The organism is Yersinia canariae (assembly GCF_009831415.1).
Taxonomy (GTDB): domain Bacteria; phylum Pseudomonadota; class Gammaproteobacteria; order Enterobacterales; family Enterobacteriaceae; genus Yersinia; species Yersinia canariae.
In genome coordinates, this window is record NZ_CP043727.1 from 111,788 (window position 1) to 136,423 (window position 24,636).

Here is a 24,636-nt window from a genome sequence, read left to right on the forward strand (position 1 = left end):
TGAATATTTGCCTAGCGTTTAGGCGCAGCAGTACTTTCCCTGATGATTAATTCGGTGTCTAACAAGCGGGAGCCACTTTGTACTGAATGCCCTTGTAACTGCTCAAGTAATAGTAACATGGCTTGCTGACCAATTTGATAACGTGGTTGTGCCACGGTGGTCAAGGGCGGATCACAATACTGTGACAATTTCAGGTCGTCAAAGCCGACGACTGAGACATCCTGCGGGACGCGTAGCCCCATTTTCTTGGCTTGCCACATAGCCCCTATTGCCATCACATCATTGTGACAAAATATTGCAGTCGGAGGATGAGGCAGTTCCATCAGTGTTGCAAAGGTTTCTGCTCCGGCCTCATAGCTAAAATCACCGCGGATAATATAGTCACTGTCAACCGCAATACCATTGCGGCGCAGCGCCTGAATATAACCTTGTAGCCGATATTGGCACAGCGGAAAATTCTCCGGCCCGGCCACACAGGCGATGCGTTTGTGGCCTAACTCATGCAGATAATTAACGGCTTCATAGGCGGCTGTCAGGTTGTCGATATGCACCGTAGGCAGTTCCAGTTCCGGCGCAAACTCGTTTGCCATCACCATCGGCGGTAAATTGCGCTGTTCTTCTTTACTGGCATCAAAAGGAAGATTGGAACCTAACAGCAACATGCCATCAATTTGCTTGGTGATGATCAGGTTAACGAAAGTGCGCTCTTGCTGGGTTTGTTGCGCACAATCACCAATTAAGATCAGATAGCCTTGCTGGGCTGCGGCATGTTCAATGCCTTGGATGATGTCAGCAAAAAAGGGGTCGCTGATATCAGGCACGATAACCAGGATAGTGCGCGACTCGTTACGTTTAATATTGCGAGATAAAGCATGGGGAGAGTAACCGACAGCCAGAACAGCTTGCTCCACTTTTTGCCGAGTCACTGTTGAAACCTTTTCCGGGTTCATCAATGCACGCGATACAGTCGCAGTTGAAACACCCGCCATTTCGGCAACGTCTTTCATGGTGGCCATCGTGAATTCTTTCTTATGTTCCAACGCCTTTCTCCTTGCTCTGGCTCCGAGCCAGCACTCATGCTTGAGATATCCCGTGGCCAGTGGCTCAGAATATTAACGGGTTGTCACACGTAAACCGGCAGTTTCGGTAAGCGCGCTCATATCCTTTCAGGGCAGTGTGGTTTCGGTTGAATACAGACTTTCCGTCATTCTATACAGATAGTGGGGGCAATTTGTTACCTAATTTGCATTAAAAGTGTGACAGAAGTGGGGTTTTTCGAACTGGCTCGCACAAAGCAGGGTAAACGATTGCTTTGAATGATAGATCAAACAATAAAACTGTTAAGGAAAAACCAATCACCCCAATAATTGGCCTTTCTAAAAGACAGTAAACGAATGAATCCCGATGGGCTTACTTAAGTAAGTTATTCGGGTTAATGAGTGCAACTAACACAGTCGCAATGGCAAATAGGGCAAGGATTTAGCTGTCTATTGGGTCGACATCCAAAGTCCATTTAACTTTCCGCACCTGTGGCAAGGTATTGATGAGCGGCTGAGATGTCTTAATGAGCCGTTGCAGTAATTGCCGCGAGGGGTGTTGTAACAATAATTGCCAGCGAAAGCGCCCGCTTCGTTTGGCCTGAAGTGCCGGGACTGGCCCCATAATCCATAATGCATCGTCTTTCAGTGGGCTGGCTTCCAGCAAATTACGTAATTGTTGCAAGAACAGCGCCGACTGCTGGTTATCGTGGTCTTCACTGCGAACAATAATATGACTGGTATAAGGCGGTAAAAATACGCTTTTACGTTCTGCAAGTGCTTGTTTTGCAAAAGCATCGTAGCCTTGTTGTAGCAAAATTTGCAGCAACGGATGCTCCGGGTGGTGAGTTTGTAAAATGACTTCACCTTGCTTACCCGCACGGCCTGCACGACCTGATACCTGAGTATAAAGTTGAGCAAACCGTTCTGCCGAGCGGAAATCTGCCGAGAATAGCGCACCGTCGACATCCAGCAATGCCACCAGAGTGACATCAGGGAAGTGATGGCCTTTTGCCAGCATCTGAGTGCCAATCAATATCCGCGCGCCGCCCTGATGCACATCCGCCAGATGTTGTTCCAAGGAACCTTTACGGCTGGTGGTATCGCGGTCAATGCGGGTGATCGGCGTGTCTGGGAACAGGGGGGCCAGCTCCCGCTCCAATTGTTCCGTCCCCACGCCGACTGACACCAGATGCGTCGAACCACATTTTGGGCACTGTTGTGGCACTGGGCGCTGGCTGTCGCAGTGGTGGCAACGCAATTGGCGGTGATTCTGATGCAAAGTGTAATAGTGGTCACAGCGCTGACATTCAGCAATCCAGCCACATTCATGGCACAGCAATGCGGGCGCATATCCCCGACGGTTGAGGAACAAAATCACCTGATTGTCAGCTTGCAAATGGGTTTTCATACGTTTTAGCAACGGCTGAGAAAGGCCCACCTTGAGTGGCAACCCTTTGAGATCTAACAAGTGCTGTATTGCTGGCTTGGCATTACCGGCCCGCTTCGACAGGGTGAGCTGGCGATATTTACCCATTTGCACATTATGTAATGTTTCCAACGCAGGTGTGGCCGTCCCCATCACGATGGGAATACCTTCTTCGCGGGCACGGAACACGGCTAAATCCCGGGCATGGTAGCGCCAGCCCTCCTGCTGTTTATAAGAACTATCATGTTCTTCATCAATAATGATGACGCCCAGACGGGAGAATGGAGTGAATAAGGCGGAGCGAGTACCAATCACAATGGCGGCTTCACCGTTGCGCGCCCTCAGCCAAACCGATAAACGCTCGCTATCATTTAGGCCAGAATGGAGCACTTCAACCGGCGCATTGAAGCGCTCGCGAAAACGGGCAATAGTCTGTGGGGTTAGGCCAATTTCAGGGACCAAAACCAGCGCCTGACGGCCCTGCGCCAGAATATTTTCCAGCACACTGAGATAAACTTCGGTTTTACCCGAGCCGGTCACCCCCGCCAGCAGCCAGGCGGCAAACTGGGTATCTTCACTGCGAATTGCCCCGACGGCAGTTGCTTGCTCGGTGTTGAGCCGCAGGCGTTCGCCCAGCACGGAAAAACCATGACGCCAGTCAGTGGTAGCAACTTCCTGCGCCCGAAGATCAATTAACCCTTTGCTCCGCAATGCTTGCAACGCGCTTTCCGTTAATGCCATTTCATTGACTTGATGGCGATAAACCGGCTTTTGTAATAATGCGGCAAGAGCTTGCTGCTGTTTGGGCGCGCGCTTTAAGCTTTCTGGTGGGGTGGCGCGGCCAAGCTCTGTGGCGAACCATTGCCACAATGGGGCGGATTGCGCGGGTTTGCCTTGTCGCAATAAGATGGGCAAAGCATGAAACAGCACTTCGCCTATCGGATAATGATAATACTCCGTGGCCCAGCAGAGGATGCGCCACAGGCTGGGTGGAAACAGGCTGTCACTGTCCAAAACGGCATCAATGGCTTTGAGTTGTTCAATAGGGAAAGCACTGGTATCACTGATACCCACCACAATTCCAATGGCATTACGTTTACCAAATGGCACACTGACGCGAGCACCCACTACCGGACAAACCATAGTGCTGTCTAGCCGGTAATCAAAGGTACGGGTCAGAGGAACGGGTAAAGCCACTTGAACCACGGACATACATTTTTATCCTGCTAAATAAAATGGGCCTGAATAAATAAAAGATTGAATAGTTTACACCGCGTGCTTCACAATGTGCGGATTCGATTGCGCGGCTTGGTCAAATTCTGTATTATTCGCCGCCTTTGATATAATTCGATATCAAATCCTGTTAACAACACTTGCTCACTTTGTCAGCAGCGGTTCGTTAACAATCAAATTGTTATTTATCAATCGTGTGGTGTCTGGCGGTACAGGGCTGGATAGCGACACGGCCTAAATATAGAGGTTTTCCATGAAACAAGGTATCCACCCTAAATACGACTTAGTTACTGCTTCTTGCTCTTGCGGTAACGTTATCAAGATCAACTCAACTGTTGGTCATGACCTGAATCTGGACGTGTGCGGCGAATGCCACCCGTTCTACACTGGCAAGCAGCGTGATGTTGCGACCGGTGGCCGTGTTGACCGCTTCAACAAGCGTTTCAGCGTGCCGGGTGCTAAGAAGTAATTATTGCCCGTCAGACGAAAAAGGCGCCTTAGGCGCCTTTTTTCATTTCTACAGCCCAGTTCATGTTAACCAATAAACTGAGTTGCCACCGGAAATCAATATTCCCAGGTATCGGGATCAACGCCCAACTCACGCATTAAAATCTTCGCGGCTTCCGGGATTTCATCACTGCGCTCTTTACGCAGATCTTCGTCATTCGGCAGCGGCTGACCGGTAAATGCATGCAGAAAAGCCTCACACAACAATTCACTGTTGGTGGCGTGGCGCAGGTTGTTCACCTGACGGCGGGTCCGTTCATCGGTGAGGATTTTTAAAACCTTCAGCGGAATGGATACCGTAATTTTTTTGACCTGTTCGCTTTTCTTACCGTGTTCAGCGTAAGGGCTGACATACTCGCCGTTCCACTCAGCCATGGGACACCTTAAATTTGTCGGAAAAATACAAAGTTCTGAAAACCGACCAATTATGCCCGATCTTCGCTGTTCTCACTAAATAAATGTCGATTTTACTAGACTAAGGTCACTGAAATAACCTTTTTTGCTATTTATTGATAGCTATTACCTTTCTATGCCATCTTTGCGGTTAAACAAAGCACTACTGAAAGCTGACTGACATCATGAGGATATCTAAAACCTCTATAATTTTAGCGGTTATTATCCCATTGCTCAATCTATACGCAAAGAAGTTTAGATGTCCAGATGTATTGACGTCCGTAATTTGTGAGTCTACTCTGGCGTAACATTTTCTCGATAACCGGCTGGTGGAAATCCATATGACGCGTAAACAGGCAACAATAGCAGTCCGTAGCGGGTTGAACGATGACGAGCAATACGGTTGCGTTGTCCCCCCGATTCACCTCTCCAGTACCTATAATTTTATCGACTTTAATCAGCCGCGCGCCCATGACTATTCACGTCGTGGTAATCCAACGCGTGATGTCGTGCAACGGGCATTAGCTGAGCTGGAAGGAGGTGCTGGTGCAGTGATGACCAGCAGCGGGATGTCGGCGATTCATTTGGTTTGCACCACTTTTCTTAAACCGGGCGATTTACTGGTTGCTCCGCATGACTGTTACGGCGGTAGCTATCGCCTATTTGACAGTTTAAGCAAGCGCGGCGCGTATCGGGTGCTGTTTGTTGACCAAGGCGATGAAGTGGCATTGAGTCAGGCATTGGCTGAAAAACCCAAGCTTGTATTGATTGAAACTCCGAGTAACCCGCTGTTACGGGTGGTGGATATTGCCGCTATTTGCACAGCAGCTCATGCCGTTGGCGCATTAACAGTTTGCGATAACACCTTCCTTAGCCCGGCGTTGCAACAGCCTCTTTCTCTCGGTGCGGATCTGGTGGTTCACTCATGTACTAAATATCTGAATGGTCATTCTGATGTGGTCGCCGGCGCGGTGATTGCCAAAGATCCAGAGTTGGCTGTTGAGCTGGCATGGTGGGCGAATAATATCGGTGTTACCGGTGCGGCATTCGACAGTTACCTGTTATTACGCGGATTGCGTACGTTATCGCCCCGCATGGCTCAACAGCAGCGTAACGCGGATGAAATTGTTCGCTATTTACAGCAGCAGCCTTTAGTGAAAAAGCTGTATCATCCTTCTCTGCCACAACATCCCGGCCACGAAATTGCTCGCCGTCAGCAGTCAGGTTTTGGTGCGATGCTCAGTTTTGAGCTAGAGGGTGATGAACAGGTATTGCGTCGTTTCCTTTCTGCCCTTGAATTATTTACCTTGGCAGAATCTTTGGGGGGCGTTGAAAGCCTGATTTCCCATGCTGCAACCATGACCCATGCCGGTATGGCGCCAGAAGCGCGCACTGCCGCAGGTATTACTGATAGTTTATTGCGAATTTCCGTGGGTATCGAAGACAGCGAAGATTTGATTGCCGATTTGGAAAATGCTTTCCAGTTGGCGAGACCGAGGTAAGTATGAATGCAACAGCGGTAGCAGCGGCGGTGACTGGCCGTCAACTGCATAAGTTTGGTGGTAGTAGTCTTGCGGATGTGAAGTGTTACCTGCGAGTGGCCAATATCATGGCCAATTACAGTCATCCCGGCGATCTCATGGTGGTGTCTGCGGCAGGTAGTACAACAAACCAGCTGATTAGCTGGTTGAAACTCAGTCAAAGTGATCGTCTTTCTGCCCATCAGGTGCAGCAAAATCTGCGTCGTTACCAACATGACCTGATTAGCGGCTTATTGTCTCCAGAAATGGCTGAGCCGCTGATTAGTGAGTTTATCCATGATTTGGAGCGCCTGGCTGGTCTGTTAGATAACAAAGTCGACGATGCCATTTATGCTGAAGTGGTCGGCCATGGTGAGATTTGGTCCGCCCGTCTGATGGCGGCGGTATTGAACAAACTTGATATGGAAGCTACCTGGCTTGATGCTCGCAGTTTCCTGCGTGCTGAACGCGCGGCGCAGCCACAAATCGACGAGGGCCGCTCTTATCCGTTGTTGCAACAATTGATGGTGCAGCACCCACATCAACGTCTGGTGGTGACCGGGTTTATTTCGCGCAATAACACGGGTGAAACCGTGCTGTTAGGGCGTAACGGCAGTGACTATTCCGCGACACAAGTTGGCGCACTGGCGGGGGTCGAACGCGTCACGATATGGAGTGACGTGGCTGGGGTATACAGTGCTGACCCGCGCAAAGTGAAAGACGCCTGTTTGTTGCCATTACTGCGCCTGGATGAAGCCAGTGAATTGGCCCGTCTGGCGGCTCCGGTGTTGCACACCCGCACACTACAGCCGGTTTCGGGCAGTGATATTGATTTGCAACTGCGTTGTAGTTATCAGCCAGAACAAGGTTCAACCCGAATTGAGCGCGTACTGGCTTCTGGCTCCGGTGCCAAGATTGTTACCAGCCATGATGATGTCTGTCTTATCGAATTGCAGATTGCCAGCCACCATGATTTCTCGCTGGCACAAAAAGAGATCGACTTGCTGCTCAAGCGCGCACAAATCAAGCCGTTGGCGACCGGCATTCATCCTGACCGCAATCTATTGCAACTTTGCTATACCTCAGAAGTGGTTAACAGCGCATTAAGAGTGCTGGAAGATGCCACCCTGCCGGGGAAATTATCTCTGCGTGAAGGGCTGGCATTGGTTGCTTTGGTGGGGGCGGGGGTCAGCAAGAACCCACTGCATAGCCACCGTTTCTATCAGCAACTGAAAGATCAGCCGGTCGAGTTTATTTGGCAGGCAGAAGACGGCATTAGTCTGGTCGCGGTACTGCGCCTAGGGCCGACTGAACATCTGATTCAGGGATTACATCAGTCGCTATTCCGCGCGGAGAAGCGCATCGGTTTAATGTTGTTTGGTAAAGGTAATATTGGTGCCCGTTGGCTGGAGCTATTTGCTCGTGAGCAAAAAAATATCTCAGCTCGCAGTGGTTTTGAGTTCGTGCTGGCGGGAGTGGTGGATAGCCGCCGCAGTCTGCTGAGTTATGACGGGCTGGATGCCAGTCGGACACTGGCATTTTACGATGACGAAGCCCAAGAGCAGGATGAAGAATCGCTATTTTTGTGGATGCGTGCGCATCCATTTGATGATTTGGTGGTGTTGGATGTGACTGCGAGTGAGTCACTGGCAGAGCAATATCTGGATTTCGCCAGCTACGGTTTCCATGTTATCAGTGCCAATAAATTAGCCGGAGCATCCAGTAGCAATAATTACCGCCAAATCCGCGATGCTTTTGCTAAAACAGGCCGCCATTGGCTGTATAACGCCACGGTAGGGGCGGGTTTGCCAGTCAACCACACCGTGCGCGACCTGCGAGATAGCGGTGACAGTATTCTGGCGATCAGCGGTATTTTCTCCGGCACTCTATCTTGGTTATTCCTGCAATTTGACGGCACAGTGCCCTTTACCGATCTGGTGGACCAAGCCTGGCAACAAGGGCTGACAGAACCTGACCCGCGAGTGGACCTGTCTGGGCAAGACGTCATGCGCAAGCTGGTGATTTTAGCCCGCGAAGCCGGTTACGACATTGAACCGAATCAGGTGCGGGTGGAATCACTCGTACCTGCTGGTGCCGATGTTGGCTCAGTGGATCAATTTTTTGAAAATGGTGAAGCATTGAATCAGCAAATGATTCAGCGTTTAGAAGCCGCGAATGAAATGGGTCTGGTGTTACGTTACGTTGCCCGCTTTGATGCCAATGGTAAGGCGCGAGTGGGTGTTGAAGCGGTACGTGCTGACCATCCATTAGCTTCTTTGCTGCCATGCGATAACGTATTTGCCATTGAGAGCCGTTGGTATCGCGATAATCCGTTGGTCATCCGTGGCCCAGGAGCTGGTCGTGATGTCACCGCTGGCGCTATTCAGTCTGATTTAAACCGCTTATCCCAACTGTTGTAACCCGCACTTATTCGCCTCCTCTGCTTGCCGCAGGGGAGGTGAAGTTGCTACATGAATTTTCTGCGCATTGCGTGTGAATATTAATCATCGTTCTAAACTTATTTAAAAGTTGACTCTTTAGCCAACTTCGGTCATTTTCTATTTAGACGTCTAAACGTATAGACGCTTATAAAAAATAAATGACAGATAACATAAGTCGTCAAAATGATGACAACAGGCAATGGGGTAACAGGGTATGAGTTTTTTCCACGCAAACCAGCGGGAAGCGCTGAATCAAAGTTTGGCAGAGCTGCAAGGCCAGATTAATGTTTCTTTTGAGTTTTTCCCGCCGCGTACCAGCGAGATGGAAGACACCCTGTGGAGCTCGATTGATCGTCTGAGCACTCTAAAACCAAAATTTGTCTCCGTGACTTATGGCGCTAACTCCGGTGAGCGCGATCGCACTCACAGCATCATCAAAGGAATTAAAGAGCGCACTGGGCTTGAAGCCGCACCGCATTTGACTTGTATTGATGCTTCTCCGACTCAGTTACGTGATATTGCCACTGATTACTGGAATAGCGGCATCCGCCATATTGTTGCTTTGCGCGGTGATTTACCGCCAGATAGCGGCAAGCCAGAAATGTATGCTTCTGATTTAGTTAGCTTACTGAAAGATGTGGGTGATTTTGATATCTCCGTTGCCGCTTACCCGGAAGTGCATCCGGAAGCGAAAAGTGCGCAAGCGGATCTGATTAATCTGAAACGTAAGATTGATGCCGGTGCTAACCGCGCAATCACTCAGTTCTTCTTTGATGTGGAAAGTTATCTGCGTTTTCGCGACCGTTGTGTGGCAACCGGCATTGACGTGGAGATAGTTCCCGGCATTTTACCCGTATCTAACTTTAAGCAACTTCAGCGCTTTGCCACAATGACCAATGTGCGAGTGCCTAATTGGATGACCACTATTTTTGAAGGGCTGGATAACGACCCTGAGACGCGCAAAATGGTCGGAGCATCGGTGGCCATGGACATGGTGAAGATCCTCAGTCGCGAAGGGGTGAAGGATTTCCATTTCTACACACTGAATCGTGCAGAATTGAGCTATGCGATTTGCCATACCCTTGGGGTGAGGCCGTAGTTTAGATAGATTAAACCCGGCGATTGGCGGGTTTATTATATAAAGCTGAAATAGGTTTTTGTTTTATTTACAGCGCCACATCCTGTCTATGTGATTTTGTGTTACTAGAGAAGTCGAGACCTTGGCTCATACGAATATAAGAGTTCTTAAGGTCTTTTTCTTTAAAATGATTTGTTTTTTTCTCGGTTAAATTATTGCTTTCCTCTGTTCGTGGTGCGTTTTTATTAATTAGGTTGGTAACTTGTTTCAACAGTTCTCCAACTTTTAGTTTTTTATCATCTGTTGCCTTTGTGTGCTGCGAATCAAGCCTTGTTTGCAAGTTTTCGCAACTATTTTTTATATCAGCTAATTTGCCCGACATTAATGGACCACCACTCAATTTAGTGCTTGTTAATTCCTTTAGCGAGCTTTTCACCGCTTTGATATCGCTAAAATGAACTTTCGGAGATGCGCTCTGGGTTGATCTTTGAATACTCATATTGATTCCTAATATTATTAATAAAAATGGTTTTATTAGGTTAATAATGAGTCAATTACCAATACAAGTCTGTCATAAAACGAGGATGGATAAGCGGATGAATCTAACGTGCTGAGTGGACAATAAAAAACGGGCGCTTGGCCCGTTTGGTCATATCATATTATGCAGCTCTACGGATGATTAACCTGTATTACGCATCCCAGCCGCCACACCCGCAATGGTCACCATCAATGCTTGCTCAACGCGGGCATCGGGGTGTTCTTGCTGGCGCGAACGGTGCAACAGCTCCGCTTGCAAGACGTTTAGTGGGTCGGTATACACGTTACGCAGCGCAATAGATTCGGCAATCCACGGCAAATCAGCCATCAAGTGATCATCGTTAGCAATGGCCAGCACCACTTTAATATCGGCTTCCAGTTGGTCGCGTAATTGCTGGCCTAACGGCCACAATGATTTATCCACCAGGCGCTGGTCATAATATTCGGCCAGCCATAAATCTGCTTTAGCAAACACCATTTCCAGCATACCAATGCGGGTTGAGAAGAACGGCCAGTCGCGGCACATCGTGGCTAATGCTTCTTTCTTACCGGCATCGATAGCTTTCTGCAAACCTGCCCCCGCACCCAACCACGCAGGTAACATCAGGCGATTTTGTGTCCAGGCGAAGATCCACGGAATGGCGCGCAAGCTTTCAACCCCGCCGTTCGGGCGGCGTTTGGCTGGGCGTGAACCCAATGGCAGCTTGCCTAATTCCAGCTCTGGCGTTGCGGCGCGGAAGTAAGGGACGAATTCGGGATTCTCGCGCACATAGCCACGATACATATCGCAAGAGGCATCAGACAGAATATCCATCACCTCAACCCATTCTTTCTTCGGTTCTGGCGGCGGCAATAGATTAGCTTCCAGAATCGCCCCTGCGTACAGTGCCAGGCTGCTAATAGTGACTTCCGGTAGACCAAATTTAAAGCGAATCATCTCGCCTTGCTCAGTCACACGTAAGCCGCCTTTCAGGCTGCCCGGAGGCTGAGAAAGCAAAGCGGCATGCGCAGGCGCACCACCGCGACCGATAGAACCACCACGGCCATGGAACAGTGTCAGGGAGATACCGGCTTTCTCGCAGGTTTTGATTAAAGCATCCTGCGCGCGATATTGTGCCCAAGACGCGGCCATCACACCGGCATCTTTCGCCGAGTCAGAATAGCCAATCATCACCATTTGCTTGCCTTGGATCAGGCCGCGATACCAGTCAATGTTCAGTAACTGGGTCATCACGTCGTCAGCATTGTTCAGGTCATCAAGGGTTTCGAATAATGGCGCTACTGGCAGAGTGAATGGGCAGCCAGCTTCTTTCAGCAGTAAATGCACCGCCAGCACGTCTGATGGCACTTTTGCCATGGAAATCACATACGCGGCGATAGAGCCTTGCGGCGCTTCGGCAATCACCCGGCAGGTTTCCAGCACTTCTTGGGTGTCTGCACTGGGTTCCCATTTCAGTGGAACTAATGGGCGTTTGGAGTTCAGTTCGCGGATCAGGAAAGCTTGTTTATCAGCTTCAGACCAGCTTTCATAATCACCCAGACCCAAATAGCGGGTCAGTTCAGCAATGGCATCGGTGTGACGGGTACTTTCCTGGCGGACATCAATGCGCACCAATGGTACGCCAAAGCAGCGCACGCGGCGCAAGGTATCGAGTAACTGGCCGTTGGCGATGATTTCCATGCCACACGCTTTCAGGGATTGATAACAGGCGTATAGCGGATCCCACAGCTGGTCATTGCTGACCAGTAAATCTGTTGGCGGTAATACGCGCTCGCCCTTCAGGCGTGCTTCCAGATAAGCCTGAGTATTGTTCAACTGAGTGCGCACGTGCTTCATCAGTTCACGATAGGGTTCGAGTATTTCATCGCCGCCCGCCAACTCACGCAGTTCTGGCGTACATTCCGACATGGAAAGCTCTGACACCAATACCTGAATATCGCGCAGGAATAAATCAGTTGCTTTCCAACGGCTTAGTAACAGCACATGACGGGTAATTTCAGCGGTGACATTCGGGTTACCGTCACGGTCGCCGCCCATCCACGAGGTGAAGCGGATCGGCACCGCTTCTACCGGCAAGCGGTAATCAAGAGAGTTTTGCAACTGCTCGTTAAATTCACGCAGGAAAGCTGGCACACCTTCCCACAAGCTGTTTTCAACAACAGCAAAGCCCCATTTTGCTTCATCAACCGGGGAAGGGCGAATTTTACGAATTTCGTCGGTATGCCATGATTGTGCGACTAACTGCCGCAAACGACGCATGATCTTGTTGCGTTCGTAATCGGCTAAGTCATTGTGATCCAACTGGCTCAGACAGGAATTCACTTCGACCAGCTTATGAATCAGGGTCCGGCGGGTAATTTCAGTTGGGTGAGCGGTTAGCACCAGCTCAATGGATAACTCATCCACCGCGCTGCGCATGTCTTTTTCGCTCAGCTTTTTATCTTTCAAACGGGTGAAGAGCTGGGCCAGAGCTTCCGGGTTACTTGCGGCTTCACCATGCGGCGAAATGCTGTGATATTGCTCAGCCGTATTCGTCAGATTGAGGAATTGGCTAAAAGCACGGGCTACCGGCAGCAGCTCGTCATTGGATAAATTTTGCAGTGTTGTCAGCAGTTCCTGACGGCTTGCTTCATTACCAGCACGCGAAGATTTAGATAATTTACGGATGGTTTCTACTCTATCCAGAATGTGCTCGCCGAGCGCTTCCTTGATTGTGTCCCCGAGTAGTTTACCGAGCATACTGACGTTACTTCGCATTGCGGAATATTGTTCGTTCATATGACCCCTGACCCATATCCCCTTCGCCCTTGACGCCGCAGAGTTGTTAGCAACGCTCACTCACCGGAATCACTGACCAATGTCAGCTCATCGGGATTTGTTCACTTGCTGCCTGGCTGCAACGCCAATGACTTTGGGTATAAACTTTTATGGTTTCTTTTTGTAAATTAGTTTCATCCAAAAGGCAAAGATGGACAAATCCACTCGCCACGTTCAATTCCATACCCCAATTGACACTATTTTTAGCAAAAAAACATCATTTTTAGGGATATTGCTGAAATTTAATTACCAAGGCCAGATTATCAGTCTGGCTTATCGGCAATATTGATCCGCCTACCCCATAATGGTTATTTCTGCTGGCAGAAATGATCAACTAACTGGCCAATCAACTCGCGTGTTGGCTCGATAAAGGCCATATCAATGAATTCATCTGGTTGATGAGCTTGATTAATGGAGCCGGGCCCCAGCACTAATGTCGGGCAAATTTGCTGAATAAACGGGGCTTCGGTGCAGTAGTTAACCACCGCCGTACGCTCACCCAGTAATTTCTCGATAACCCCGACCATATGATGATCTGTCGGACATTCATAGCCCGGAATCGGCGGATGCAGTTCATCAATACTTAAGCGGCCCGGCCAGCGGGCACTGACGGGGGCCAGTGCTTCCGTCATCAATTCATCCAGATCACTTAATGTCAGCCCTGGCAATGGGCGGATATCCATATGTAATTCACAGCAAGCACAGATACGGTTTGCAGCATCACCACCATTGATATGACCGAAATTCATGGTGGGATAAGGGATGGCAAATGCTGGGTTGTTATAACGCTCTTGCAGGGTGGTACGCAGCTTCATTAACTGGGTAATAGATTCATGCATCAAATCAATAGCATTAACGCCGCGCGCCGGATCACTGGAATGGCCGGACTGACCCGTAATACGGATAGCATTGGAAATATGGCCTTTATGTGCTCGCACCGGTTGCAGTGATGTTGGCTCACCAATAATGGCAAAGTCAGGGCGTAATTGGGTGGAAGCAGCAAAATAGCGCGCGCCCGCCATGGTGGTTTCTTCATCGGCGGTCGCGAGAATATACAGTGGTTTACTCAATGTGCTGGCATCGATATCACGCACTGCATCAAGAATAAAGGCAAAGAAGCCTTTCATGTCGGCAGTACCCAGACCATACAATTTATTGTCATGTTCGGTCAGAGTGAAGGGATCTCGGGTCCAGCGGCCTTCATCGTAAGGGACGGTGTCGGTATGACCTGCCAATAGCAGCCCGCCGTGGCCCTCTCCGATGCTGGCGAGCAGATTAAATTTGTGGCGTGTCTCCGGGACAGGCTGGATTTCGACGCGAAAACCCAAATCAGCAAACCATCCGGCCAACAAGTTGATTAACGCCTCATTGCTTTGATCGAGGGCGCTATCGGTTGCGCTGATCGATGGCGTTGCGATTAGCGCCCGATACAGCTCAATAAATGGAGGTAATTTCATCTTCACTGTTGACAGCCTTTGGTTAGGGTAGTATCAATATTCATGCATTAATTATGAATAAAAATACATTAAGCTTGAGCGTAAGGGAACCTAAAAACACCCTTAAATTTACGAAAATGTCAATGCTCAATCACGTGGGGGAACAGTAAAACCTTGCTGAGAACCCAAATGCCGGTTTTGACTACTTATGTTGTTATACCCATATTCATAATGGGGTATATACCTAGGTAAGAATACTCAGAAGGTAAACGGAACCCATGTTAAATACGCTGATTGTTGGTGCCAGTGGTTATGCCGGAGCGGAGCTTACGGCTTACCTGAATCGTCACCCACATATGAACATAACCGGTTTAACGGTTTCAGCGCAAAGTGCAGATGCAGGAAAATTGCTTTCTGATCTGCATCCGCAACTAAAAGGCATTATTGATCTTCCGCTGCAACCCTTGGTGGATGTGGCTCAAGCGGCAAAAGGTGTTGATGTCGTCTTCCTCGCCACCGCTCATGAGGTCAGCCATGATTTAGCACCGCAATTCCTGGCGGCGGGTTGTGTGGTATTCGATCTCTCCGGCGCATTCCGGGTTCAGGATGCGGCGTTTTATAGTCAGTATTACGGTTTTGAGCATCAACATGCCGATTGGCTGAATAAAGCGGTCTATGGATTAGCTGAATGGCAGGCCGAACAAATCAAGCAGGCCCAATTGATCGCGGTACCCGGTTGTTATCCAACCGCATCCCAACTGGCGCTTAAGCCGTTGGTGGATGGCGATTTGCTCAATGATGCGCAATGGCCGGTGATTAACGCCGTCAGCGGTGTCAGTGGTGCGGGGCGCAAGGCCAGTATTGGCAACAGTTTCTGTGAAGTGAGTTTGCAGCCGTATGGTTTGTTTAATCATCGTCATCAGCCGGAAATTGTTGCCCACCTTGGTACGCCAGTGATTTTTACTCCGCACTTGGGGAATTTTGCACGCGGTATTTTGGCGACTATTACTTGCCGCCTAAAAGCAGGTGTGACGGCACAAGATATCGCCGAGGCGTATCACAATGCTTATCAGGACAAACCACTGGTAAGGCTCTATAAGCAAGGCGTGCCGGCGCTAAAAGCGGTGGTGGGCCTGCCGTTCTGCGATATTGGTTTCTCTGTGCAGGGCGAGCATTTAATTATTGTCGCGACAGAAGATAACCTGCTGAAAGGCGCGGCGGCGCAGGCGGTGCAATGCATGAATATACGTTTTGGTTTTGCGGAAACCCAGTCCCTATTGTGAACAATAAAACAGTCGGTAACAGAGCGGTTTGCGACAGAGTCGGAACAGACATTTTTTCCAATTATATTGAGGCGAAACATGATAAACCCGTTGGTCATTAAATTAGGTGGCGTGTTGCTCGACAGCGAAGAAGCGCTGGAACGCCTGTTTACTGCATTGGTGACCTATCGTGAGAAGCATGAGCGCCCGCTTGTGATTATGCACGGTGGTGGTTGCGTAGTTGATGATCTGATGAAAAAGCTCGCGTTGCCGGTCGTGAAGAAAAACGGCCTGCGCGTGACGCCAGCCGATCAAATTGACATTATTACAGGTGCATTAGCGGGCACCGCCAACAAAACGTTGCTGGCTTGGGCGGTGAAACATGACATCAATGCTGTTGGCTTATGTTTGGGCGATGGTAATACCGTGTCGGTCACACCACTGGATGCAGCACTCGGCCATGTGGGCAAGGCGGAAGCTGGCTCGCCGGCTTTAGTCCAAACCTTACTGGCCGCAAATTACATGCCAATCATCAGCTCTATTGGTATCACCAAAGAGGGTAGTCTGATGAATGTAAATGCTGATCAGGCAGCCACGGCTCTGGCCGCGACATTGGGAGCCGATTTAATTTTGCTGTCAGATGTCAGTGGGATTTTAGATGGCAAAGGCCAGCGAATTGCTGAAATGACCGCACAAAAAGCCGAGCAACTGATTGCGCAGGGCATCATCACTGACGGCATGGTCGTTAAAGTGAATGCGGCGCTGGATGCGGCTCGCTCATTGGGCCGCCCAGTGGATATTGCCAGTTGGCGTCATGCTGATCAGTTGCCTGCATTATTTAATGGCGTGCCGATTGGTACACGGATTCTGGCTTAATACTGTTCAAACAGACTATTATGATTTTTTATTAAGAATTTAGGGAAGCAAGATTATGGCATTGTGGGGCGGACGGTTCAGTCAGGCAGCAGATCAGCGATTTAAGCAATTTAATGATTCCTTGCGGTTTGATTACCGACTGGCAGAGCAGGATATTATTGGTTCTGTTGCCTGGTCGAAAGCACTGGTCACGGTTGGCGTTTTGACGGCGGCTGAACAGCAACAGCTTGAGCAGGCACTCTGTATTTTACTAGAGGAAGTACAGGCCGATCCACACGCTATTTTAGCCAGTGATGCAGAAGATATTCACAGTTGGGTTGAAACGAAACTAATTGATAAAGTTGGTGATTTAGGCAAAAAACTGCATACAGGGCGCAGCCGTAACGACCAAGTGGCAACTGACCTGAAATTGTGGTGCAAATTCCAGATAACCGAATTAAAAACCGCGGTGCAACAGTTGCAACAAGCGCTGGTTATCACTGCTGAAGCCAATCAGGATGCAGTGATGCCGGGTTATACCCATTTGCAGCGTGCTCAACCTGTGACCTTTGCACACTGGTGTCTGGCCTATGCTGAAATGCTAGCCCGTGATGAAAGCCGCCTACAAGATACCCTAAAACGCTTGGATGTCAGCCCGTTAGGCAGTGGTGCTTTGGCCGGAACAGCCTATGCTATCGATCGTGAACAACTGGCGGGTTGGCTAGGTTTTGCTTCGGCCACACGTAATAGTCTGGACAGCGTTTCTGACCGTGACCATGTGTTGGAATTACTGTCTGATGCCAGTATTGGTATGGTGCATTTATCCCGTTTTGCTGAAGATTTGATTTTCTTCAACAGTGGCGAAGCGGCGTTTGTCGACTTATCTGACCGCGTCACGTCAGGCTCTTCACTGATGCCGCAAAAGAAAAATCCAGACGCGTTGGAATTAATCCGTGGGAAATGTGGTCGGGTACAGGGTGCATTGACCGGGATGATGATGACGCTAAAAGGCTTGCCTCTGGCTTATAACAAAGACATGCAAGAAGATAAAGAAGGGCTGTTTGATGCACTCGATACCTGGCTTGACTGCTTACATATGGCGGCGCTGGTGTTGGATGGCATTCAAGTGAAACGGCCACGTTGCAAAGAAGCGGCTGAGCAAGGTTATGCCAATGCGACTGAGTTAGCTGATTATCTGGTCGCCAAAGGCGTACCATTCCGTGAAGCACACCATATTGTTGGTGAGGCGGTGGTTGAGGCTATTCGTCAGGAGAAAGCATTAGAGGCTTTAGCGCTAAGTGATTTGCAAAAATTCAGTGCAGTCATTGACGATGATGTTTATCCGATTCTGGCGTTACAATCTTGTTTAGATAAGCGTGTGGCTAAAGGTGGTGTTTCACCCCAACAAGTCGCATCGGCCATTGCCGAGGCCAAAGCGCGTTTATTTTAATTCGCAGAGTATTTGTTAATCTTGACGCGGGCCACAATTAATGTGGCCCGTTTTGCGTTATAAATACTTAAATATACATCACTGGTGACTCAATTTTTTATAAAATTTTAATTCGCGTAACAGGAATCGATATTTATCTATTATTTAATTTTCCTCTAAAATCAATGGCATCAATAGCCTCTTATTTTATTCTTAATAGGCAGTTGAGTTTATAACTACAAATGATTATGATAATCATTATCAAATAATGGCGATATAGTAAAACCTCTACTAGCATTAAAAAATTCAATGAATATTACTGAGGTTAAATAACGGTAAGTTTTACTGAAAAATATTACTGAATCCTCTAATAAAGTAATGACTTTATTTTTAAATTTAATGTTCCATTTATTTGATGACGTAACTTATTTAGCCAATACAACATAACATCATTCTAGCAACCGGATACTTTCTATTATTTGGCGGTAATCCTATGGATAAATTTTATAGCGAATATCATTTAAATAATGGCTAATAATTAATTGATGTATTGATTCTATATTAGTAAGGATGAAATATTATAAATGGATAATATAGTAATAAACAAAAGAATAACAATAAATTCAATGAATAGAATTACATTAGGTATATTATTAGCTTTAGTCACTCAGGGCTATTCTGGGAGTATTAATGCTGAAACTACCTTAATACCCATTAATGAGCATGACATAGTATTAGATGAACTCAAAGTTGAGGGAACCAGTAACGCCCATGAGGGGGACTGGGTTTACGATGAACTCCATTCTGTTAGTGAGATATCCCGGGAACAGCTCGATAATCGGCCTGCTCGCCATGCGGCGGATATATTGGAACAAACCCCCGGTGTCTATTCCAGCGTTAGCCAGCAAGATCCGGCACTTTCAGTGAATATCCGTGGCATTCAGGATTATGGCCGCGTCAATATGAATATTGATGGGATGCGGCAAAACTTTATGAAAAGTGGTCATGGTCAGCGCCACGGCGTGATGTATATCGATCCGGAGATATTAAGTAATGTAGTAATTGAAAAAGGGGCATCCAGTGGTATTGGCGGTGCTGGAGTGATTGGCGGGGTTGCCACTTTCAATACTATTAATGCCAGTGATTTCCTTGAGCAAGGTAAAGAGATTGGCGGCAAAATCCGCGCCCTAATCGGTGATAACGGCACTCAGTTTATTGGCAGTGCCGCACAGGCATTGGGGAATGAATATGGCGATATATTAATCGCAATCAGCGAGCGCAATTTAAGTGATTATTGGCCGGGCAATAAAGGAACTCTGGGGGATATTCGTTTCGGCAACGGTACACAGAAATTTAGTTATGATATTAAGAATAATAAAGTGCCATTCACCAATTATAAAATGCAGTCGCACTTGGCCAAGCTAGGCTGGAATTTACCTGCCGATCAACGGCTGGAATTCAGTTATTTACAAACACAAATACACAGCCCTAATACTGGTTTTATGACTAACATAAAAGAAGGTCCAGGAAAAGGAAGGCATGGCTGGTTAAGCAGTAGTGTTAGTAATGTTCTGAATCGCAATATTGGGCTGGATTATAGCCTCAAGCCCGAGCATATCGCCTGGCTAGATATGACAGCAAAAATCTATTACGTTGATACCGATGATAAAACGGATACTCATAATGCCAATGTTATTTTCCGCGATAAATTCTGGACACAAACCCGCTTAAGCACCCATGGTTTACAACTGCAAAATACCAGTTTCTTTAGCCTTGCCGACCACCATCAATTCCGTCTCAACTATGGCCTTGAGTGGTTCAGTGACCGTTCCAACGGCAACTCAACTCATCAGTCGATGCTGGGTATCACCCCACCCGGCAAGCGCACTATTACCAGCACTTTTGCTCAGTTGAATTACGATTATGACAATTGGCTGCGGTTGGAAGGCGGTTTGCGTCGCGATCAATTTAGGTTACAAGGCAATACTTGGATGCATAGCAAAAATTTCAGCGGCACCTATACCCGTGAAAACCCCTGCGATATAAAGCTACATGATCAGCATCTTATCAAATGGAAACGGTGCTCATATAACCGGTTGATGAAAATGAACTGGGAGGTGGATCGCCGTAAACAGCAACTCTCACCCACAGCCGCTATTGGTATCAAACCTGGCGTACAGTGGTTGGAATTTTTTGGTAATTACGGTAAGTCCTGGCGGCCGCCGGCGATTACCGAAATGTTGGCTACGGGCAGCGCACATGGCCATGGTTGGATCTTACCCAACCCTATATTGGCAGCAGAGCATTCCAAAGCCTGGGAAGCCGGCATTAATATCCAGCAAAGCAATCTGTTTATTGAAGAAGACCGCCTGGTCGCTAAATTGGCCTACTTTGATACCCGCGTTACCAATTATATCAACCTTGAGCTAGCCAAGACTAAACCTCTGTTTGGCAGCGGAACCTTTGCTAACGCCACTTATATTAATAATTTACTAACAACGCAGTTTCGCGGGTTGGAATATCAATTAAGTTATGATATGGGTTTATTTTATACTAGCTTAAATTATACCAGAATGATTGGTGTTAATTCTATCTGTTCAAAAAGGGCTTGGTTAGGAGGGGTGAAAAAATCTGTTTATTATAATGGTAATAAGAAGGCATATTCTATTGATGCTGATTATTCAAATAATAAAATAGACTGCAGGGCTGCAAGGAATTTATTTGGGTCTTCTGCCTATTTGCCTGGTGATCGCGGCAGTTTAACTTTAGGGGGGAGAATATTCGATAAAAAACTGGATCTAGGCACCATTATTCGTTATAACAAAGGACACCAAGATGAGGCAGTCCTTGATAATCATGGTCATGTAAATACTGCCTATGTCGCGGATTGGCCCAAATATACTATATTTGATCTTTATGCCAGTTATAAATTGACTAATAACTTAACATTGCGCAGCTCAATAGAAAATATAACTAATCGCGCTTATCTTATTAGTTATGGTGATTCGCTTTCTTTTGCCCCAAACCGGGGTAGAACTATTCAGGGTGGTTTTGAATATAAGTTTTAATTATTGAAATAAAATAAAGAAACTAAATATTTAATTTAAAATCTTCAGGTGGAGTGATAACTTCATCTGTAGTCACAGTGACTCAATGATGAGTCATATTATTATTGTTAACAATAAGGAAATTTACTATGACAGTAACAATAAAATATCTTGATCAATTCAGTAATAATTCTCTAAGTTCTTATATTAATGAGTGGGCCACTAAGCATGGCGATATAAAAGACACTGCGGCTGAAGGATTTTCCAAGGATTTTGGTCAATTTGCCGGCGGCGGGTGGTTTCATGGGACCCAATATTCAGTTGGTAGCTCTCACAGTAATGTTAATACCGCAATGGTTGTTGAAGGGGATTTGAAGTACTCCTTTATGCCCCAACATACGTTCTACGGAAAAATGGAAAGCTTAGAGTTGGGTGAAAACTTGACTGATAATCCAAATGGTATTGGTAAAGAGCTTGCTCAAGTGCAACTGAAATTAAGCGGCTTAGACATTACTGGTGATTATGACGTTGATAAAATGATGGCAGAAAACCATTTGGGCGATATGCACAAAGCCACTTATGGTTTGATGCGTGGCAATGCCGATCCACTGCTGGAAGTACTCACGGCTAAAGGTATTGATGTGAATATTCCACTGAAAGATATGGCGATTGCCAGCCAGTTTGAAGATAACAGCGAAGTAATGGCTGATGGGCCAATCATTGAGACAATTGGCACATATGATGCTAACGAAATACTGATGGCCGCATAATAAAGGTCATTAAAAAATCATTCTTTATCCGAATATATTAAATAATACCGCCGCCATATGCTCTGGGTTAGTTTGGCATAATCTACTGGCGGTGGTATAAATTATTTACATTATAACTCAGAATGGTTTATTGATGAACCATAAATTAATTGTCAATTAAAGGGATATTATTATGGCAATAGAAATAAACTATCAAGCAGATATTAGACATCAAACTATTTCATCTTATACCAAGCAGTGGGCCACCGATTTTGGTGACATAGCCACGGAATTAAGTGACAGCAAATTTCATCTTTATTCGGCTGGCCCAAACCCACCGACTGTTGGTGTGAAATATGCAATTCAAAGCAATTCTCCCCAAAGTAAAGCCGCGATAGTGATGGAGTCTAAGGGAATGCACGCGGCGATGGTCTTTGAAGTTAATGAAATCAAGAAGTCTACAGGGACCACTCTGATAGAAGGAAAGAATGAAAACCTACAATTTGGTAAATATTTAATCCCTATTCCAGATGCTGATTTAGAAGACCCTCAATTTCATCAACTTCAACTTAAGCAAACACAACTGAAACTCAGTGGAATAAATATCTCAGATGATATTGATACCTCAATATTTGAGATTGTTTTTGCGATGCTGACGGATAATATCAATCGGAATGATATTGACCTTGGTGTATACAATTTACTGAGAGGCAATATTGACCCGATGATGAAAACCCTTGAAGCCCAAGGCATTGATGTTAATACACCACTTAAAGATATTGTTATTGCCAGACAATTTGATGTTTCTTCTGAAATGCCAGTCATTGATACTGTAGGTGTAACCGAGGCGAACGAAATACTATTAATTGCTTAGTGAAATCCGAGTGCAATAATATTCTGTGTAAATAATACTGCCACTGACATATTTATATAACTTACCTGTGATATGTGAGTATTTATCAGTAGTAGTGAATGTTGATATTGCTCTGAAATAATTAGTCCATAAAATAAATTACAAGATATTTATGGAGAATAATGTTTTCAGTATGGAAATGGATGTCATGGAATCAAGTCAAAATGCCAGATCTTCATCAGTATCACCAACCCTTATTTCTGAGCTGACCCATCATAAAAAAATACTCTGGGGCATCGGATTGTTTACGGCTGTAATTAATTTGCTGATGTTGGCACCGGCAATTTATATGCTGCAAGTTTATGATCGTGTGCTTGCTTCAGCGAATACCATGACGTTATTAATGCTAACGATTCTCGTGCTAGCCATATTTGCATTTATCGGTTTATTAGAATGGATCCGGAGCGCAGTGGTTATCCGCTTGGGAACACGTATTGATATGCAATTGAATCAGCAGGTTTTTAATGCAGCATTTGCCTCTAACCTTAATGGTCAAAAAATACAGGCTGCGCAGGCATTGAACGACCTGACAACTTTGCGCCAGTTTGCGACGGGTAATGCGCTTTTTGCCTTTTTTGATGCACCGTGGTTCCCATTTTATTTACTGGTCATTTTTATCCTTCATCCTTGGCTCGGAGCATTAGCCGCGTTGGGGGCCGTTTTTCTGATCTTTCTTGCCTGGCTTAATCATTGGATATGCCAAAAGCCACTGAAAGAGGCCTCAGCCATCACTTCACAGGCAACTCAACAGGCGAATGCGAACTTGCGTAATGCCGATGCCATTCAAGCAATGGGAATGCTCAACGTTTTACGTGAACGCTGGTTAAAGCAGCACTCGCATTTTCTCTATCAGCAAAATATTGCCAGCGATAAAAGTAGCCGCGTGACGGCCTTATCCAAATCTAGCCGTCAGGCATTGCAATCAATGATGCTCGGGTTGGGCGCATTGCTGGTCATAGATGGTGCCATCACAGCAGGCGTTATGATTGCCGGATCTATCTTGGTTGGCCGGGTGTTAGGGCCAATCGATCAATTGATCGCGGTTTGGAAACAATGGAGTCACACCCGCCTGGCTTACCAACGTCTCTCGTCTTTGTTAGCACAACATCCTCAGCCAGTCACCGGCATGGTTCTCCCCCCGCCTCAGGGTGAATTGAGTGTGACACAACTTACCGTCTGTAAACCGGGAACACATATACCGGTATTGCAATCTATCAATTTTGAACTGCAACCCGGTGATGTTTTGGGCGTTTTGGGGCCATCAGGGAGTGGTAAATCTACTCTGGCGAAGTTGTTGGTCGCGAGCCAATCTGCACTGAGTGGTTCGGTCCGTTTGGACAGCGCAGACCTTTCGCAATGGGATAAAAGTCATTTAGGGGAATATATCGGTTACCTACCCCAAGATATTCAGCTATTTCGCGGTTCAATTGCTGAGAATATTGCGCGTTTTGGCCCAATGGATAATGCAAAAGTTATCTCTGCGGCCCAACTGGCTGATGTACATGACTTAATTTTACATCTGCCGCATGGCTATGACACCCAACTGGGGGATGACGGTGACGGGCTATCCGGTGGTCAAAGGCAGCGAATTGCATTGGCGAGAGCCATGTACGGTGTACCACGGCTTATCGTGCTTGATGAGCCGAATGCCAGTTTGGATAAAGTTGGCGAAAAAGCCTTATTAGTCAGTATCAGCCAGTTAAAGCAGCAGGGGTGCACTATCGTGATGATTACCCATAAACCCGAGCTGTTATCGGGCAGTGATTACTTACTATTTTTGCAAAATGGGCAAGTAGAGCTGTTTGGCCCCACTCAAACGATATTGCAAGGCCCTCAGAATAAAGAGAAAGCAACAGCTGAGCGTAGCAGTTGGGGGAGTGGTATGTCCTATGGTGTTGCCCCGATTCGCACTGCATCACACAAATCATAAAGGCCACGGGTGGAGATAAATC

At 47.0% G+C, this 24,636-nt stretch carries 17 protein-coding genes; 11 read left to right on the top strand and 6 right to left on the bottom strand.

All coding sequences use genetic code 11. The annotated features are described in order from the left end of the window. Nucleotides 1-11: 11 nt before the first annotated feature. Nucleotides 12-1,040 carry a DNA-binding transcriptional regulator CytR gene (cytR, locus tag F0T03_RS00525; RefSeq protein ID WP_145555257.1) on the bottom strand — a complete coding sequence of 343 codons (1,029 nt, stop codon included), beginning with the start codon at nt 1,038-1,040 and terminating at the stop codon, nt 12-14. A 439-nt stretch (nt 1,041-1,479) separates the two neighbouring features. Next, nucleotides 1,480-3,678 carry a primosomal protein N' gene (gene priA, locus F0T03_RS00530; RefSeq protein WP_159677029.1) on the bottom strand — a complete coding sequence of 733 codons (2,199 nt, stop codon included), beginning with the start codon at nt 3,676-3,678 and terminating at the stop codon, nt 1,480-1,482. Nucleotides 3,679-3,952: 274 nt separating this feature from the next. Between priA and rpmE the strand changes: the two genes are divergently transcribed. Next, nucleotides 3,953-4,168 (top strand): 50S ribosomal protein L31, encoded by a 216-nt coding sequence (rpmE, locus tag F0T03_RS00535; RefSeq protein WP_005163858.1) that lies wholly within the window; start codon nt 3,953-3,955, stop codon nt 4,166-4,168. Between the two features lie 95 nt (nt 4,169-4,263). On the opposite strand, the gene metJ is transcribed toward rpmE, so the two are convergent. Beyond that, entirely contained in the window at nt 4,264-4,581 is a 318-nt protein-coding gene (metJ, locus tag F0T03_RS00540; RefSeq protein ID WP_004392248.1) for a met regulon transcriptional regulator MetJ, read from the bottom strand. Between the two features lie 359 nt (nt 4,582-4,940). On the opposite strand from metJ, the gene metB reads away from it, so the two are divergent. From metB to metF, 3 genes are all read left to right on the top strand, one after another. Then, entirely contained in the window at nt 4,941-6,101 is a 1,161-nt protein-coding gene (gene metB / locus F0T03_RS00545; protein ID WP_145555259.1) for a cystathionine gamma-synthase, read from the top strand. 2 nt (nt 6,102-6,103) lie between these two features. Further along, nucleotides 6,104-8,539, top strand: coding sequence for a bifunctional aspartate kinase/homoserine dehydrogenase II (locus tag F0T03_RS00550; RefSeq protein WP_159677030.1), 2,436 nt, complete (start codon nt 6,104-6,106; stop codon nt 8,537-8,539). Nucleotides 8,540-8,774: 235 nt separating this feature from the next. Beyond that, nucleotides 8,775-9,659 (top strand): methylenetetrahydrofolate reductase, encoded by an 885-nt coding sequence (metF, locus tag F0T03_RS00555; protein ID WP_145555261.1) that lies wholly within the window; start codon nt 8,775-8,777, stop codon nt 9,657-9,659. Nucleotides 9,660-9,726: 67 nt separating this feature from the next. On the opposite strand, the gene F0T03_RS00560 is transcribed toward metF, so the two are convergent. From F0T03_RS00560 to argE, 3 genes are all read right to left on the bottom strand, one after another. Next, the gene (locus tag F0T03_RS00560) at nt 9,727-10,137 is read right to left on the bottom strand and encodes a hypothetical protein (RefSeq protein WP_159677031.1); all 411 of its coding nucleotides are present in this window, start codon (nt 10,135-10,137) and stop codon (nt 9,727-9,729) included. A gap of 180 nt (nt 10,138-10,317) precedes the next feature. Further along, a complete protein-coding gene (ppc, locus tag F0T03_RS00565; protein ID WP_145555263.1) occupies nt 10,318-12,954 on the bottom strand; it encodes a phosphoenolpyruvate carboxylase in 2,637 nt (878 codons plus the stop codon). Between the two features lie 347 nt (nt 12,955-13,301). Then, complete coding sequence (gene argE / locus F0T03_RS00570) at nt 13,302-14,450, bottom strand: acetylornithine deacetylase (protein ID WP_162527001.1); 1,149 nt, start codon at nt 14,448-14,450, stop codon at nt 13,302-13,304. A gap of 257 nt (nt 14,451-14,707) precedes the next feature. On the opposite strand from argE, the gene argC reads away from it, so the two are divergent. The 7 genes from argC (at nt 14,708) to F0T03_RS00605 (ending at nt 24,614) form a co-directional block, all read left to right on the top strand. Next, nucleotides 14,708-15,712: an N-acetyl-gamma-glutamyl-phosphate reductase gene (gene argC, locus F0T03_RS00575; protein WP_159677032.1), complete on the top strand. Its 1,005-nt coding sequence runs from the start codon at nt 14,708-14,710 to the stop codon at nt 15,710-15,712. Between the two features lie 78 nt (nt 15,713-15,790). Continuing rightward, the gene (gene argB, locus F0T03_RS00580) at nt 15,791-16,567 is read left to right on the top strand and encodes an acetylglutamate kinase (RefSeq protein WP_181952404.1); all 777 of its coding nucleotides are present in this window, start codon (nt 15,791-15,793) and stop codon (nt 16,565-16,567) included. Nucleotides 16,568-16,622: 55 nt separating this feature from the next. After that, nucleotides 16,623-17,996, top strand: a complete 1,374-nt coding sequence (gene argH, locus F0T03_RS00585) for an argininosuccinate lyase (protein ID WP_145555266.1) — start codon at nt 16,623-16,625, stop codon at nt 17,994-17,996. Nucleotides 17,997-18,559: 563 nt separating this feature from the next. Next, nucleotides 18,560-21,043, top strand: a complete 2,484-nt coding sequence (locus F0T03_RS00590; protein ID WP_159677033.1) for a TonB-dependent hemoglobin/transferrin/lactoferrin family receptor — start codon at nt 18,560-18,562, stop codon at nt 21,041-21,043. 128 nt (nt 21,044-21,171) lie between these two features. Beyond that, nucleotides 21,172-21,792, top strand: a complete 621-nt coding sequence (locus F0T03_RS00595; RefSeq protein WP_159677034.1) for a heme acquisition protein HasA — start codon at nt 21,172-21,174, stop codon at nt 21,790-21,792. Nucleotides 21,793-21,964: 172 nt separating this feature from the next. Then, the gene (locus tag F0T03_RS00600) at nt 21,965-22,645 is read left to right on the top strand and encodes a heme acquisition protein HasA (protein ID WP_159677035.1); all 681 of its coding nucleotides are present in this window, start codon (nt 21,965-21,967) and stop codon (nt 22,643-22,645) included. Between the two features lie 187 nt (nt 22,646-22,832). Then, nucleotides 22,833-24,614 carry a type I secretion system permease/ATPase gene (locus tag F0T03_RS00605; RefSeq protein WP_159677036.1) on the top strand — a complete coding sequence of 594 codons (1,782 nt, stop codon included), beginning with the start codon at nt 22,833-22,835 and terminating at the stop codon, nt 24,612-24,614. The last annotated feature ends 22 nt before the right edge of the window (nt 24,615-24,636 follow it).